The sequence below is a fragment of the Burkholderia sp. PU8-34 genome (assembly GCF_053427725.1).
Genome location: NZ_JBSAXC010000004.1, coordinates 78,348 through 91,725 on the forward strand (window position 1 = coordinate 78,348; position 13,378 = coordinate 91,725).

At 68.7% G+C, this 13,378-nt stretch carries 13 protein-coding genes; 6 read left to right on the top strand and 7 right to left on the bottom strand.

What is annotated here, in order from left to right; translation table 11 throughout:
* Window positions 1-89 precede the first annotated feature (89 nt).
* From ACV22Z_RS11690 to ACV22Z_RS11700, 3 genes are all read left to right on the top strand, one after another.
* The gene (locus tag ACV22Z_RS11690) at window positions 90-692 is read left to right on the top strand and encodes a DUF1326 domain-containing protein (RefSeq protein ID WP_448076462.1); all 603 of its coding nucleotides are present in this window, start codon (window positions 90-92) and stop codon (window positions 690-692) included.
* A 63-nt stretch (window positions 693-755) separates the two neighbouring features.
* Window positions 756-1,544 (top strand): DUF2182 domain-containing protein, encoded by a 789-nt coding sequence (locus ACV22Z_RS11695; RefSeq protein WP_448076463.1) that lies wholly within the window; start codon window positions 756-758, stop codon window positions 1,542-1,544.
* A 7-nt stretch (window positions 1,545-1,551) separates the two neighbouring features.
* Window positions 1,552-2,481 (top strand): DMT family transporter, encoded by a 930-nt coding sequence (locus ACV22Z_RS11700; protein ID WP_448076464.1) that lies wholly within the window; start codon window positions 1,552-1,554, stop codon window positions 2,479-2,481.
* A 214-nt stretch (window positions 2,482-2,695) separates the two neighbouring features.
* On the opposite strand, the gene ACV22Z_RS11705 is transcribed toward ACV22Z_RS11700, so the two are convergent.
* The 6 genes from ACV22Z_RS11705 to ACV22Z_RS11730 form a co-directional block, all read right to left on the bottom strand.
* On the bottom strand, window positions 2,696-3,022 hold the full coding sequence (locus tag ACV22Z_RS11705) for a DUF4148 domain-containing protein (protein ID WP_448076465.1): 327 nt from the start codon (window positions 3,020-3,022) through the stop codon (window positions 2,696-2,698).
* A 243-nt stretch (window positions 3,023-3,265) separates the two neighbouring features.
* A complete protein-coding gene (locus tag ACV22Z_RS11710) occupies window positions 3,266-4,138 on the bottom strand; it encodes a PilZ domain-containing protein (protein WP_448076466.1) in 873 nt (290 codons plus the stop codon).
* Window positions 4,139-4,220: 82 nt separating this feature from the next.
* On the bottom strand, window positions 4,221-6,806 hold the full coding sequence (locus ACV22Z_RS11715) for a penicillin-binding protein 1A (protein ID WP_448076467.1): 2,586 nt from the start codon (window positions 6,804-6,806) through the stop codon (window positions 4,221-4,223).
* 300 nt (window positions 6,807-7,106) lie between these two features.
* Window positions 7,107-8,114: a trans-3-hydroxy-L-proline dehydratase gene (gene lhpH / locus ACV22Z_RS11720; RefSeq protein ID WP_448076468.1), complete on the bottom strand. Its 1,008-nt coding sequence runs from the start codon at window positions 8,112-8,114 to the stop codon at window positions 7,107-7,109.
* A 75-nt stretch (window positions 8,115-8,189) separates the two neighbouring features.
* Window positions 8,190-9,311: a branched-chain amino acid ABC transporter substrate-binding protein gene (locus ACV22Z_RS11725; RefSeq protein WP_448076469.1), complete on the bottom strand. Its 1,122-nt coding sequence runs from the start codon at window positions 9,309-9,311 to the stop codon at window positions 8,190-8,192.
* 122 nt (window positions 9,312-9,433) lie between these two features.
* Window positions 9,434-10,171, bottom strand: a complete 738-nt coding sequence (locus tag ACV22Z_RS11730; RefSeq protein WP_448076470.1) for a FadR/GntR family transcriptional regulator — start codon at window positions 10,169-10,171, stop codon at window positions 9,434-9,436.
* A 275-nt stretch (window positions 10,172-10,446) separates the two neighbouring features.
* On the opposite strand from ACV22Z_RS11730, the gene lhpI reads away from it, so the two are divergent.
* The 3 genes from lhpI to ACV22Z_RS11745 all read left to right on the top strand — a co-directional run bounded on the left by lhpI (window position 10,447) and on the right by ACV22Z_RS11745 (window position 12,769).
* Complete coding sequence (gene lhpI, locus ACV22Z_RS11735) at window positions 10,447-11,394, top strand: bifunctional Delta(1)-pyrroline-2-carboxylate/Delta(1)-piperideine-2-carboxylate reductase (protein ID WP_448076471.1); 948 nt, start codon at window positions 10,447-10,449, stop codon at window positions 11,392-11,394.
* A gap of 169 nt (window positions 11,395-11,563) precedes the next feature.
* The gene (locus ACV22Z_RS11740; RefSeq protein ID WP_448076472.1) at window positions 11,564-11,971 is read left to right on the top strand and encodes a response regulator; all 408 of its coding nucleotides are present in this window, start codon (window positions 11,564-11,566) and stop codon (window positions 11,969-11,971) included.
* Window positions 11,972-11,989: 18 nt separating this feature from the next.
* Window positions 11,990-12,769 carry a helix-turn-helix domain-containing protein gene (locus tag ACV22Z_RS11745; protein WP_448076473.1) on the top strand — a complete coding sequence of 260 codons (780 nt, stop codon included), beginning with the start codon at window positions 11,990-11,992 and terminating at the stop codon, window positions 12,767-12,769.
* A gap of 94 nt (window positions 12,770-12,863) precedes the next feature.
* Here the strand turns inward: ACV22Z_RS11745 and ACV22Z_RS11750 are convergent, their stop codons facing one another.
* A complete protein-coding gene (locus ACV22Z_RS11750) occupies window positions 12,864-13,181 on the bottom strand; it encodes a metal ABC transporter ATPase (protein WP_448076474.1) in 318 nt (105 codons plus the stop codon).
* Between the last annotated feature and the right edge of the window lie 197 nt (window positions 13,182-13,378).

A 13,378-nucleotide genomic window follows, 5' to 3' on the forward strand; every position in this document is an offset into this window, starting at 1 on the left:
TCACACCGCCGATCCGGCCTGATCGAATGTCGGGCGGTTTCCTCTGCGTGGCGCACCGCGCGGTCGCTCTCTCGAAAAAGGAGGAAACCATGAGCTATCACCTGGAAGGCCGTCTGCTCGAGGTCTGCAACTGCCGCGTGCTGTGCCCGTGCTGGATCGGCGAAGATCCCGACTTCGGCACCTGCGACACGATCGTCGCGTGGCACATGGACAAGGGCACCGTCGACGGCGTCGACGTGAGCGGCAACACGATTGCCGCCGTCTGCCATGTGCCGGGCAACATCCTGCAAGGCAACTGGACCGCCGCGATCTTCGTCAGCGACACCGCCTCCGAGGAACAGGAAAAAGCGCTGCTGAAGGTCTATACGGGCCAGGCCGGCGGACCGATCGCGGAACTCGCGAAACTGATCGGCACCGTCGTCTCTGTCGAGCGCGCGCCGATCCGTTTCGACGTCATCGGCGCGAAGGGCACGCTGTCGATCGGCACCGACTACCACGCGGAACTCGAGCCCTATGTCGGTCCGACAGGTGCGCAAACGACGCTGTCCGATACCGTGTTCTCGACCGTGCCCGGCGCGCCCGTGTTTGTCGGCAAGGCGCCCGTCTATCGTTCGAAGAATGCGGCCATCGGCATCGACGTCAATCTGACGAATCACAACGCGCTGCAGAGCACGTTCCTGTTCGACGCCTGAACGGCATCGCACGCCGCGCGGCTCACGCGTGTTCGCGTGCGCTGCGCGGCGGCGGATACGGCCATGGCCGCGCTGCAGCATCGCCGCGTATTTCCGTTCGTGTTCGCGAGCCTCGTCGCGCTCGCGTGGGCCGCGTTGTGGGCGTGGACGCGCAGCCCGTACGGGCGCTATCTCGAACACGACGGCTGGACGCTGTCCGGGCCGATCTCGACGCTGTGCCGCGCGCTGCCCGGCGCGGCGCTGTGGCTGCCCGCGATGCTCTACGCGGCATCGTGGACACTGATGATCCTTGCGATGATGCTGCCCACCACGCTGTCGCTGTTCAACGCGTTCGCGCGCGTCGTCGCGGGCCGGCCCGACCGCGCGCGGCTGCTCGCGCTCGTCGGCCTCGGCTACGTCGCGGTCTGGAGCGCGTTCGGTTTGCTCGCCCACGGGCTGCACGTACTGTTGCTCACCGGTGTCGCGCATGTGCCGGCGCTCGCCTGGCACGGCTGGCTGATCGGTGCGGCGGTGTTCGCGCTCGCCGGCGCATTCCAGTTCAGCGCGCTGAAGACGCGCTGCCTCGATCGCTGCCGCACGCCGCTCAGCTTCGTGATCAGCCACTGGCGCGGCCACGCGCCGCACCGGCATGCGTTCGCGCTCGGCGGACGGCATGGGCTGTTCTGCGTCGGCTGCTGCTGGGCGCTGATGCTGCTGATGTTCGTCGTCGGCGCCGGCAGCCTCGGCTGGATGCTCGCGCTCGCGGCCGCGATGGCCGTCGAGAAGAACGCCGCATGGGGACGCCGGCTCACCGCACCGCTCGGCTTCGCGCTGCTTGGTGGCGCGGCGTTGATCGTCGCCGGCCATCTGTGACGCGGTCATGCGCCCGCTTGCGACCTCCTCCGATCCCGCGCCGCCGAGCACGCAGCCAACCGCGCGCACCCTCTGGCTGACGTGTGTCGCGATGCTCGCGTTCGCGTCGAATTCGCTGCTGTGCCGGCTCGCGCTGCACGATGCACGGATCGACGCGGCCAGCTTTGGCAGCCTGCGCCTCGTGTCGGGCGCGCTGATGCTCGCGATCGTCGTGCGTGCGGGCAGGCGCCGGCCGCCGCCGCGCGCGGACTGGCTGGCCGCGTCGATGCTGTTCGCGTATGTCGCGTGCTTCTCGTTCGCCTACCTGACGGTCAGCGCCGCGACCGGCGCGCTGATCCTGTTCGGCGCGGTTCAGCTGACGATGTTTGTGGCGGGACTGCGCGCGGGGGAACGGTTCGCGGCCGCCGGCTGGGTCGGCATGGGGGCCGCGGTGGCGGGCCTGCTCTATCTCGTGTCGCCCGGCGTTTCGGCGCCGACGCCGGGCGGCGTCGTGCTGATGTCGGCCGCCGGCATCGCGTGGGGCATCTATTCGCTGCGCGGACGCGGGCTCGCCGATCCGGTCGCGTCGACCGCCGCCAATTTCCTGCGTGCCGCGCCGATGGCGCTCGTGCTGAGTGTCGCGCTGGCCGGACGCTTTCATCTGACGACGGCCGGGGCGCTGCTCGCGGTAGTGTCCGGCGCGTTGACGTCGGGAATCGGCTATGTGATCTGGTACGCGGCGCTGAAGCAGCTCACCGCGATGCGCGCGGCCGCCGTGCAGCTGTCGGTGCCGCCGATCGCCGCGTGCGGCGCCGTGCTGTTCCTCGCGGAACAGCCGACCTGGCGGCTCGCGATCGCGTCCGCCGCGATCCTGGGCGGGATCGCGCTCGTGCTCACCGGCCGCGTGCGGGGCGGCGCCGCTCAGGCGTCGAAGCAGGCGCCCGAAGCGAGGAAATGAACGGGACGCGCGGTCGCCGTGCTTGCCTGCCGCAATTGCCTGAAATATCGGCACGGGGGGGCATGATCGACACGACTGCGCTGCATGTCCGGCGCGCAAACCGGGAGGTTCGCCGAGTCCGTTCGGATGACCCGGTGAATGCAAAAGGCCCGCACTCGTCACGAGTGCGGGCCTTGCGTTCCGGCTGAGACCGGCGCCTTGCGGGCGCCGGTGCTCACTGGCCGATGTAGACCGACGAGCGGTCGCCGGCTGCCGGCACGACGACGCGCTGGCCGGTCTGCGACGCTGCCGCCGCATTCGCGCCGTAGCCGGTCGTGTCGGCTGCACCGCTGTTCTGCGCGGCGGCGATCTTGGCCTGTGCCGCCTGGATGTTTTCCGGATAGTTGATCCAGTCGTTCGGGTTGTAGCCGGCCTTCTCGAGCTGGACCAGCTCCGCGCGCACTTGCGCGCGCGTCACCGGCTGCTGGTTCGACTGGGCAAACGACACGACCGGGGCGGCCACGAGGGCGGCAACTGCAACTGCCTTGATCAGCGAATTCATGATTCGGAACCTCCAAGATATTTTGTCAGGCGCTCCGGACCGTGAGTCGTAGCGCATGTCCTGAAGTCTAGGAGGCTCCATTATCAGGGTAAATACCTAAATCGCTAATTCACTGTTGACAGAAATAATACAATCCGCGTCGATCCGGCGGATTTGTCTGATTATTATCTGCACCGGCGCATCGAATTGGGGGCGGATTCCACTGCGCCTACCGTGTTCCCGATGTGGTCGCGGGTGCGGTTTTCAGCCCGCACCGCCAACATCCGCCGACGCCATCAGCCGGTCGAACATCAGCGCCTTCAGGCGCACCGCATCGGCGGCGTCCATCTCGCCGTACGCGACATGGTGCAGCACGAAGCCTGGCGCTGCCTGATCCGCGTGCACGTTGCGCACCGTGCCATCCAGCGTCAATAGCGCGACGTTTCCACCGACCTCGTACGGCAGCCGGATCCGCAGCGGCTCGCTGGCGGCCGCAAGCGCCTCGCTCGTCGCGATCGACAGGCCGCTCAGGCTGACGTCGCGAACGATGCCGAAGCTGCCCACGCCGTCCTGCCCGGCGCTGCAGCGCGCGGCGATCCGCACCGGCACGCGCGGCTCGGCGCGCGTGCGCAGCCGCTCGACGAACCCGGGCGCGGACAGGACCATGAACGGCGCAGGCTCGCCGTGCACCGCTTCGACGGTCGCCGCGAAACGCAGCACCGCCGCGCGGCCGATCGCAATCGCCTCGATGTCGTCGCCGCGCGCGAACTCGAACGCCGCCGCGTGCTGCGGCTCGACGAACAGCGATTGGGCCGCGCCGCGGCCGATCAGCCGGCAGCGCTGCATCGCGCGTGTCGCGCCGACCCGCCGCCGGATGCCGATCGTCGCGCCGCTCGACAGGCCGAAACCGTCGCCCGGCTGCGCATCGCCGGACGGCGGCCGCGCCGGCGCGGCTTGCTCGCCCAGCTTCGCGGGCCGGAAATGGTCGAACAGGAACGCGTGCTGCGCCGGATCGTGCAGCGTGGTGCCAGCCGGCAGCAGCGCGGCGCCGCCGATGTCGTAGAGGTCGAATCCCAGCGGCGTGCCGGCCGCGAAATCGTCGCGCTCGAGCGCGACGTAATCATGTGGACTGCGCATCGGATAGGCGCGGCGCGGCCGCGCGTGGCTGTCGTGGTGACGGTATTACGGCAGCCACGCGCGAAACCTGAGCGGGTGGATTTCAGTACACGCTGCTCGCGCCTGCGGGCGCCTGTACGTCGGGGGCGGCGGGAGCAGGAGCGGGAGCAGGCGGAACGGCCGGCGCGGCACCATTGCCCGCATTCGCACCGTTGCCCGGGCCATTGGTCGTGCCATTGCCTGCGCCGTTGCCTGCATTCGCGCCGCCTGCCGCACCGTTCGCCGCCGGCTGCGACGCACCGGCCGAGCTGCCGGCCGACAGCGCGGCGGCCGACGCGGCCACTTCGGACGCCGGCACCCATTCCTCGACGATGCCGCCCGAAGCGGCTTCCGGCGCCGACGCCCCGGATGCCGCATCCGCTTCCGGCTCAGCCGGTTGCGGCGGGCGCTGCATCCTCAGTGGCGCCGGCGGCGCCTTCGCGTCACGCTTGAACCAGGTGCCAAGCCAGCCCGACAGCCGGTCCTGCATCGACGCGTACCAGCCCGGCGCGGGCTCGGTGTCGAACTTCGCCTTTCCGTCGACCAGCCGCGCCCGCAGCGCGTGCTGGAAGAAGTCGCCGACGATCGGCAGCGCGCTGTGCGCGCCCTGCCCCCAGTAGTCGCTGCGCAGCGTCACGCGCCCGTCGTCGAAGCCGACCCACGCGCCCGCGACGAGGTCCGGCTGCATCAGGATGAACCAGCCGTCCGCGTTGTCCTGCGTGGTGCCCGTCTTGCCCGCGACGTCGCCGCGGATGCCGAAGCGCGTACGGATGCTCGTGCCCGTCCCGCGATCGATCACGTCGCGCATCACGTCGATCAGCGTCTTGTCGGTCTCCGCGTCGAGCGCGCGCTCGGGCGGCGCCGGCGCGAACTCGGCGAGCACGTCGCCGTCGCGGTTCTCGATGCGCGTCACCATCTGCGGCTCGACATACAGCCCGCCGTTCGCGATCGTCGCGTACGAACTCACCATCTCCCTCAGCGTGACGGGGCTCGTGCCGAGCGCGAGCGACGGCACGCGCTCGAGCGCGCTGTCGCGCACGCCCATCGCGGTCGCGAGCCGCGCGACCTTCGCGGGCCCGACCTTCTGCATCACCTGCGCGGTGATCCGGTTGCGCGACAGCGCGATCGCGTCGCGCAGCGTCATCGGCTTGCCCGTCGGCGGCACGTCGTCGTTCGGCCGCCAGATCTCGCCGCCCTTCAGCGGAATCTCGACCGGCTGGTCGACGAACGTGTCCTCCGGCGTCATCCCGCTCGCGAACGCGGCGCCGTAGACGAACGGCTTGAACGTCGAGCCCGGCTGGCGGCGCGCCTGCGCGACGTGGTCAAACGGCTCGTTCGTGAAGTCGCGGCTGCCGACCCACGCGCGGATCTGCCCCGAGCGCGGATCGATCGCGAGGAAGCCGGCCTGCACGTCGGTCTTCGCCTTGCACAGCGCGCGCATGAACCCGCGATCGGCCCCGAGCGCCTTCATCGCCGCCGCGTCGTTCTTGCCGGCATCCAGCATCGCCTTGTATTCGGGCGCTTCGCGCATGAATGCGCGGAACACCTCGTTGTCGGTCCCGCAGCCGTCGCGCCCGCTCCACGCGCCGTTCGCGATGCCCTGCAGCTGGTTCGCCTGCTGCTTCAGCGCCTGCGTCGCCATCGCCTGCAGACGCGAATCGATCGTCGTGCGGACGATCAGCCCGTCCGCATAGATGTTGTAGTCGTTGCGGTCGGCCCACGCGATCAGCCACCTGCGCAACTGCTGCGCGAAATGCGGCGCCGGCCCCGGCGGCTCCTTCTGGCGTTCGAAGTCGACGCGCAACGGGCGGCGCTGCAGTTGCGCGAACTGCGCCGGCGACAGCTTGCCGTACTTCACCATCTGGCCGAGCACCGTATTGCGGCGCGCAAGCGCGCGCTCGGGGTTCAGCACCGGGTTGTAGTAGCTGTTGCCCTTCAGCATCCCGACGAGCGTCGCGCTGTCGAGCACGTCGAGCTCGTCGGCCGACTTGTCGAAATAGGTGCGCGCGGCCATCTCGACGCCATACGCGTTGTACAGGAACGGCACCGTGTTCAGGTAGGTCTCGAGAATCTGGTCCTTGCTGTAGACCGCCTCGATCTTCAGCGCGGTGATCGCCTCCTTCACCTTGCGCGTGAGCGTGGGCGCACGGCCGATCTCGTCCGGATACAGGTTGCGCGCGAGCTGCTGCGTGATGGTCGAGCCGCCCTGGCGGCTGCCCGAGAACGTATGCAGCGCCGCCCCTGCGGTGCGTTTCCAGTCGAGGCCGTGGTGTTCGTAGAAGCGGTGATCCTCGGTCGCGATCAGCGCATCGACCATGTGCGGCGAAATCTGCTTGAGCGCCACCCATTCGCGGTTCGACGGCTTGAATTCGGCAAGCAGCTTGCCGTCGGACGACAGCACCTGCGCGGGCTGGTCGACGCGCGCCTTGCGGATGTCGCCGATGCTCGGCGTGAACGGGATCAGCGCGAGCACGTACAGCACGAACAGCGCCGGCACGGCGGCGGCGGCAAGCAGCACGCCGCGGCGCGTCGGATGACGCAGCTGGAACCAGACGACGGCGAGGAGACGCTTGACTGGCGCGGCAGCGGCGGCCGCGACGGGTTGGGCGCGCGCGACCCATTTGGCACAGAAGTCACGCACTGACGACACGTTTCGGCGATTCACGCGGATGAGGGATCGGCTGAAAAGCGTGCATCGTACCAAAAGTTGCGCGGCGTTCAGGCGCGCGGGCGCGGGCGCGCGTCATCGTGGCCGGTTCGGGGCCGGTTCGAGGGCCGATCTGGGAGCCGCGTCGGGACTGGTTTGCGCAGCGCGCGACCGGAAAGCCGGCCATACGCTGCGGGCGAAAAAGAGCGCGCGTCCGGAAACCGGAAACGCGCGCCAAGCCTGGTACAACAAACGGGTGACGGCGAATGCCGAAAATGCAAGCAAATGTCGACAAATGCGCGTTCAGCGCACGAGGAAGCCGTAGGCCTGCGGATCGCGGTCGTCGATGATCCAGTTCGCGAAGCCGCAAATGTACGCGCTGCCCTCCACTTCCGGAATCACCGCGGGGATGTCGCCGACGGTGGTTTCGCGCAACACGCGCCCCTTGAAGATCGTGCCGACGATCGACTCGTTGACGAGCGTGTCGCCGATTGCGAGCCGCCCGCGCTGGTAAAGCTGCGCGACGCGGCCGCCCGTGCCGGAGCCGGTCGGCGAACGGTCGACCTCGCGGTCCGCAAACACGCAGCAGTTCGCCTGCGTCGAGCCCGGATGGCGCGGCGCATTCGCGATGATCGTGCCGTAGATATGATTGATCTCCGGAATCTCCGGATGCACGACCGGATACTTCGCATTCGCGGCGGCCTTCACTTCGGCGCCGAAGCGGATCAGTTGCTCGACCGCCGCTTCGCGCACGGGCAGGCCGAACGGCGCGCCGTCGACGTAGAAATAGAACGCGCCGCCGTATGCGATATCGCCCGTCACGGTGCCGAACGACGGCGTGTCGACCGACACGTCGCGCTGCCAGATGAACGACGGCACGTTGACGAAGCGCACGGCCCCCGCGTGCTCGCCGTCCCACTTGACGAACGCTTCGATGAAGCCGCACGGCGCGTCGATGCCGACCCGCGTTTCCGGCGCCGTGCGCTGCACCCAGCCGAGCTCGACCGCCGCAGTGGCGAGCGCGATCACGCCGTGTCCGCAATGGTCGCTGTAGCCCTCGTTGTGCAGGAAGATCACGCCGAAATCGGCTTTCGGCGACACGGGCTCGGTCAGGTAGCCGCCGTACATGTCCGCGTGGCCGCGCGGCTCGAACATCAGCGCGCGGCGGATCTCGTCGGCGTGCTCCTTCAGCCATGCGCGGCGCTGGACGATCGTGTCGCCCGGCAGGCGCGGCAGGCCGCTCGTGACAATGCGGAACGCTTCGCCGCCGGTGTGGACTTCGACGGTGGACAGGGATCGGGTCAGTTTCATCGTTCGTAAGGAAGGGTTGGATCGATCGGCAAGCGCGGCTGTCGGGCGGGGCGCCCGCCCCGCCCGACTCGCCGGTCACTCGCCAAACGGCACGGGCAAGCCGTTGTGGATCACGTAGACGGTCGTCGGCGCGCCTTTCAGGTCGCCGTTCGCGTCGAACGAATAGGTGCCCGCGACGCCCTTGTAGTTCGACTTCGCGAGCTGCGCGATCAGCTTCGCCTTGTCGGTCGTCGTGCCGGCCTTCACCATCGCGTCCGCGAGCAGCTTCGCGCCGTCGTAGTAGTTCACGGCATACACCTGCGTGTCGGCGTGATACGCGTCGTGGTACTTCTTCAGGAACTCGCGCCCGGCCGCCGTCTTGTCGAGCGCGACGCCGCCCTGCGCGCAGTAGACGATCGATGCGGCTTCGCCCGCCACCTTGCCCATGTCGGCCGAGCAGATGCCGTCGCCGCCGAGCAGCTTCGCGCGCAGCCCGCGCTGCTTCATCTGCTTCGCCATCGGCGCGCCCTGCGCCGCATAGCCGCCGAAGAAGATCACGTCGGGGTTCTTCGACTTGATCGTCGTCAGGATGCCGAGAAAGTCGGTCGCTGACGAGTTCGTGTACTCGCGGTCGACGATCTGGATGCCGTTCGCCTTCGCGACGTTCAGGAACTGCTCGGCAACGCCCTGGCCGTACGCGGTGCGATCGTCGATGATCGCGGCCGTCTTCGCCTTCAGCGTCTTGGCGGCGAACACGGCCATCGTGCCGCCGAGCTGCTCGTCGCTCGCGCCGATCCGGAAGATGTTCTTGAAGCCCTGCTTCGTGAGCGCCGGGTTCGACGCGACCGGCAGGATCGGCACGCCCGCGGTGTTGTACACGGCCGATGACGGGATCGCGACGCCGGAGTTGTATGGCCCGAGCACCGCGACAACGCCCTTGTCGACGAGACTTTGCGCGACCTGCACGCCCACTTTCGGGTCGGCCTGGTCATCCTGGGAAACCAGTTTGAACGTCACGGCCTTGCCGGCGACCTTCACGTTCTCCTTGTTGAGTTCTTCGATCGCGAGGCGGGCGCCGTTTTCATTGTCCTTGCCGTTGGCGGCCTGCGGGCCCGTGAGCGGCGCCGAATGCCCGATCGTGACGACTTCCTGCGCGTGCGCGGAAGTCAGCGCGCCGACGGCCGCGGCCACGGCGAGCGTAGTGACGAGATGACGCATGATGTCTCCTGATTGGTTTTTAGTTAAACCAATGTAGGATACGCGTGGTCACTTCGCAAGCAATTTCAAAAAAGATGGCCGGCCATCTGGTCGCTTCCGGAACCAGACGACCTTCGAACCGCTCACTTCGGCGCGATGTCGCGTCGTACCCGGCGGATATGCTGCTCGACGTAGAACGCGGCCGCATCGGCGTCGCCCGACACGATCGCCTCGTAGATCAGCCGGTGCTCGGACACGTAGAGCCGGATCCGGCCCGCGTCGTAGATTCCGTCGTCCTTCAGCCGCTTCCACAACGGCTGGTCCATTGTCTTCGCGACTTCGTCGGCGATCTTCACGAGCAGCGCGTCGCCCGTCATCAGCGCGATCTGCCGATGGAACAGCCGGTCGCTCTCGTTCCACAGCGCGCGCTGGCGCGGGTCGTCGATATCGGTGATCGTTTCCATCTGCGCGAGATAGCCTTCGGCAGCCGGGTCGGCCCTACCGTGCGCGGCCGCGAGGCGCGCGATCGCGGGCTCCAGGATCAGCCGCACGTCGAGCGTCGAGGTCGGGCTGACGTCCGCCTCGGCCGCGCTGCGCATGCGGCCGGCCTGCGCGAGCACGTCGAGCGGCGCCGGCACGACATAGGTGCCCGAATTGCGCTTCGTGAACACGAGCCCTTCGTTCTGCAGCGCGCCGAGCGCCTCGCGCACGGCCGGCCTGCCGACCTTGAACAGCGCCGCGAGCTCGCGCTCGGACGGCAGCCGGGAATCGGGCGCGTAGCGCCCTGCGCGAATCTCGTCGCGGATCTTTTCGGCGACCTGCTCGTAGATTTGCAGCGGCCGGAAGCCGCCTTCGAGGAATTCGGGGCGCGCGGACGACATCGTGAAGCTCCTGCCGGGTGTTCTGGTCGTGGATCGGAATGGGTTCGCACTATACCGGAGCGCACGCCGCCCGGCCCGGTTCATCCAGACTCGCGCGCCCCATTGGACTGATATTAGAACCAAAATCGCAGCCTCGCTTTAATTTCTGGCTTGTCATTCCGCCAGAGGCTGGTATAGATTCGATCCAGGCGGCCTGTTTAGCAGTATCAGGCGCCACGCACCGGGCGCACTGGTCGCCCGGCCGTCCACGCTTACCCGACGTTCCGACGCACACGATGAACGCACTTCCCCCGACTCCCGTTTTCGATGCGGCCGCGACGGCCGCACTGCTCGACTATCCGGCGCTGCTCGCGTCGCTCAGGCACACCGTCGTCGAATACGCGGCCGGCGAGATTGTCAGTCCGGAGCGTCTCGTCGTGCCGCTGCAGGCGGGCGGCGTGATGCTGTCGATGCCGTCGAGCGCGCGCGATCTCGCGATCCACAAGCTCGTCAACGTGTGCCCCGGCAACGGCGCGCGCGGGCTGCCGACGATCCTCGGGCAGGTCATCGCGTGCGACGCGGTCACGGGCGAGATGCGCTTTGTCCTCGACGGCCCGACGGTCACCGGGCGCCGCACCGCCGCGATCACCGCGCTCGGGATCCACGCGCTGCATGGCGCCGCGCCGCGCGAGATCCTGCTGATCGGCACCGGCAAGCAGGCCGCGAATCACGCAGAAGCGCTTGCGGCGATCTTCCCCTCGGCCCGCCTGTCGGTTCGCGGCACGAGCGCGGCCAGCGCCGCCGAATTCTGCGCGGCCCATCGCGCGCATGCGCCGCTGCTCGCGCCTGTCGAGCCCGACGCGCCGATTCCGGACACGGTCGACGTCGTCGTCACGCTGACGACGAGCCGCACGCCGGTCTACCGCGAAGCGGCGCGCGAAGGACGGCTCGTGGTCGGCGTGGGCGCATTCACGGCCGACGCGGCGGAAATCGACGCGGGCACCGTGCGCAACAGCCAGCTCGTCGTCGACGACCCGGCCGGCGCGCGCCACGAAGCGGGCGACCTGATCCTTGCCCAGGTCGACTGGCGCGCCGTCGCGTCGCTCGCCGACGTGCTGCTCGGTACGTTCGAGCGCAGCGGGCCGCTGCTGTTCAAGAGCGTCGGCTGCGCGGCGTGGGATCTCGCCGCGTGCCGCACGGCGCGCGACGCGCTCGACGCGCGCGACACACGACGCGGCGCCTGAACCCGGCGGCGCGGCGCCACGCGCGCCGCCAGCGTCACGGGCGCCGCCGTCATGCGGCCCCGCCGCACGTCGCGTTGTAGGAAAAACCCTACAACGCGACGAACCCGCCTACGCAAACTTCCAATTCGGCCGATTTCCTTTTCGGCGGCGCAACGCGATACTGGCTTTCATGAATGCCAGCCTGTCACCCGCCGCGCTCAGGGTGTTTCTCGTCGATCATGCCGTCGCCGTTCGGCGCAGGGTCGCACTGCTTGTCGGCGCGATCCGCGGCGTCGACGTCGTGGGTGAAGCGGAAGACGGCCAGGGTACGTGGGCGCACATCCGCCGGTGCCAGGCGGATGTCGTGATCGTCGACCTGCGGCTTGCGGACGGCAGCGGCCTCGACCTGATCGGGACGCTGTCGAAGTCCGCGCCGCGCGTCGTCACGATCGTGCTGACGAATCACTCGGCGCCGGCATTCAGGGAGGCCTGTGCGACGGCTGGTGCGGACTACTTCTTCGACAAGACCGCCGAATTCGACGCCGCATGCCACGTGATCGAATCCCTGGTGCACGCACGTCGCGTGCACCTCCCCTGACAGTGCCGGAGTTGCATCATGTCCTCAGCATCCGTTAGCGCAGCCGCCGTGCCCGTCGCGCCGCGGCCGGCGATCCCGCTGCACGCGGTCGCACGCGCCGACGCGCCCAAACAACCGGCCGCGCGCTGCTCGGTCTGCGCGATGCGCGCGATGTGCCTGCCGCCGCACCTGACGGCGGCCGAGTACGGCCGGCTCGATACGATCATCTGCACGACCCGCCACGTCCGGCAGGGCGACGCGCTGTTCCGCGCGGACGATCCGTTCCAGAGCATCTACGCGGTGCGCGCGGGCTCGTTCAAGACGGTGATGGTGCATCGCGACGGCCGCGAACAGGTGACGGGTTTCCAGATCGCCGGCGAAACGCTCGGCATGGACGGCATCGGCGGCGGCCAACACTGCTGCGACGCGATCGCGCTCGAGGACAGCGTCGTGTGCATCATCCCGTTCGGCCCGCTCGAGGCCGCGTGCCGCGAGATGAAGTCGATGCAGCACTTCCTGTACCAGATGCTGAGCAGCGAGATCGTCCGCGAATCGAGCCAGATGCTGCTGCTCGGCACGATGTCGGCGGAACAGCGCGTCGCGCAGTTCCTGCTGAACCTGTCGTCGCGCTTCCAGGCGCGCGGCTATTCGGCGTCCGAGTTCAACCTGCGGATGACGCGCGAGGAAATCGGCTGCTACCTCGGGATGAAGCTCGAAACGGTCAGCCGGATGTTCTCCCGGTTCCACCGCGAATCGCTGGTCGAAACGCACGGCAAGCGCGTGCGCATCCTCGACGCGGAAGGCCTCGCGCGCGTGTAGCACGTTCAGCGCATGCAAGGCGGCGCCCCGCCGCAGTGCTCGCACACGCTGTGGCGATCGCCACAGCGCCGGCAGTCCGTGCCCCCTCTCATCCTCAACGCACGGCATGCGCGCCGACCTGCCATGCGATCAGCTCGCGTTCCGCTTGCGCGAACGCGCAGCGCACGGCTTCGTTCGCGTCGTCGCCGACGCAGTGCGGAACCGGCTTCAGCTCGTTGTTGCGGGTGATCAGGTCGAGCCGCACATCGTACGCGCGCCGGCCGGGGCCAACCGAGCGCGACTCGATCGCCAGATGGCAGCCGCTGATCAATGCGCGGAACCGATCGAGGCGCACCAGTTGCGCGCCGGCTTCCGCTTCCAGCGCGGCCGATCCCGCGAACCCGAAATAGGCGATTTGCATGCCCACGCCCATGTTGTTTCTCCTGACGGGGCCGCCCTCGCGCCGACCGCCTTGTATCGCCGCCCGCATGGCTGCGGCACGGCGAAGATTCCTCTGCGACTGCGTGGCCTGTTCTCGCCGGCCGCAGTCTGACCGGCATCGTGCGCGATCCCGCCGCGCGTTGCACACACGCCCCCGCGTGCGCGTTCCCGTTTTTTCGTGTTTCCCTG

Bases quoted from the DNA above. Each gene is read 5' to 3' on its own strand.
- ACV22Z_RS11690 (WP_448076462.1), top strand. From the start codon at position 90: ATGAGCTATCACCTGGAAGGCCGTCTGCTCGAGGTCTGCAACTGCCGC.
- ACV22Z_RS11695 (WP_448076463.1), top strand. From the start codon at position 756: ATGGCCGCGCTGCAGCATCGCCGCGTATTTCCGTTCGTGTTCGCGAGC.
- ACV22Z_RS11700 (WP_448076464.1), top strand. From the start codon at position 1,552: ATGCGCCCGCTTGCGACCTCCTCCGATCCCGCGCCGCCGAGCACGCAG.
- ACV22Z_RS11705 (WP_448076465.1), bottom strand. From the start codon at position 3,022: ATGAATTCGCTGATCAAGGCAGTTGCAGTTGCCGCCCTCGTGGCCGCC.
- ACV22Z_RS11710 (WP_448076466.1), bottom strand. From the start codon at position 4,138: ATGCGCAGTCCACATGATTACGTCGCGCTCGAGCGCGACGATTTCGCG.
- lhpH (WP_448076468.1), bottom strand. From the start codon at position 8,114: ATGAAACTGACCCGATCCCTGTCCACCGTCGAAGTCCACACCGGCGGC.
- ACV22Z_RS11725 (WP_448076469.1), bottom strand. From the start codon at position 9,311: ATGCGTCATCTCGTCACTACGCTCGCCGTGGCCGCGGCCGTCGGCGCG.
- ACV22Z_RS11730 (WP_448076470.1), bottom strand. From the start codon at position 10,171: ATGTCGTCCGCGCGCCCCGAATTCCTCGAAGGCGGCTTCCGGCCGCTG.
- lhpI (WP_448076471.1), top strand. From the start codon at position 10,447: ATGAACGCACTTCCCCCGACTCCCGTTTTCGATGCGGCCGCGACGGCC.
- ACV22Z_RS11740 (WP_448076472.1), top strand. From the start codon at position 11,564: ATGAATGCCAGCCTGTCACCCGCCGCGCTCAGGGTGTTTCTCGTCGAT.
- ACV22Z_RS11745 (WP_448076473.1), top strand. From the start codon at position 11,990: ATGTCCTCAGCATCCGTTAGCGCAGCCGCCGTGCCCGTCGCGCCGCGG.
- ACV22Z_RS11750 (WP_448076474.1), bottom strand. From the start codon at position 13,181: ATGGGCGTGGGCATGCAAATCGCCTATTTCGGGTTCGCGGGATCGGCC.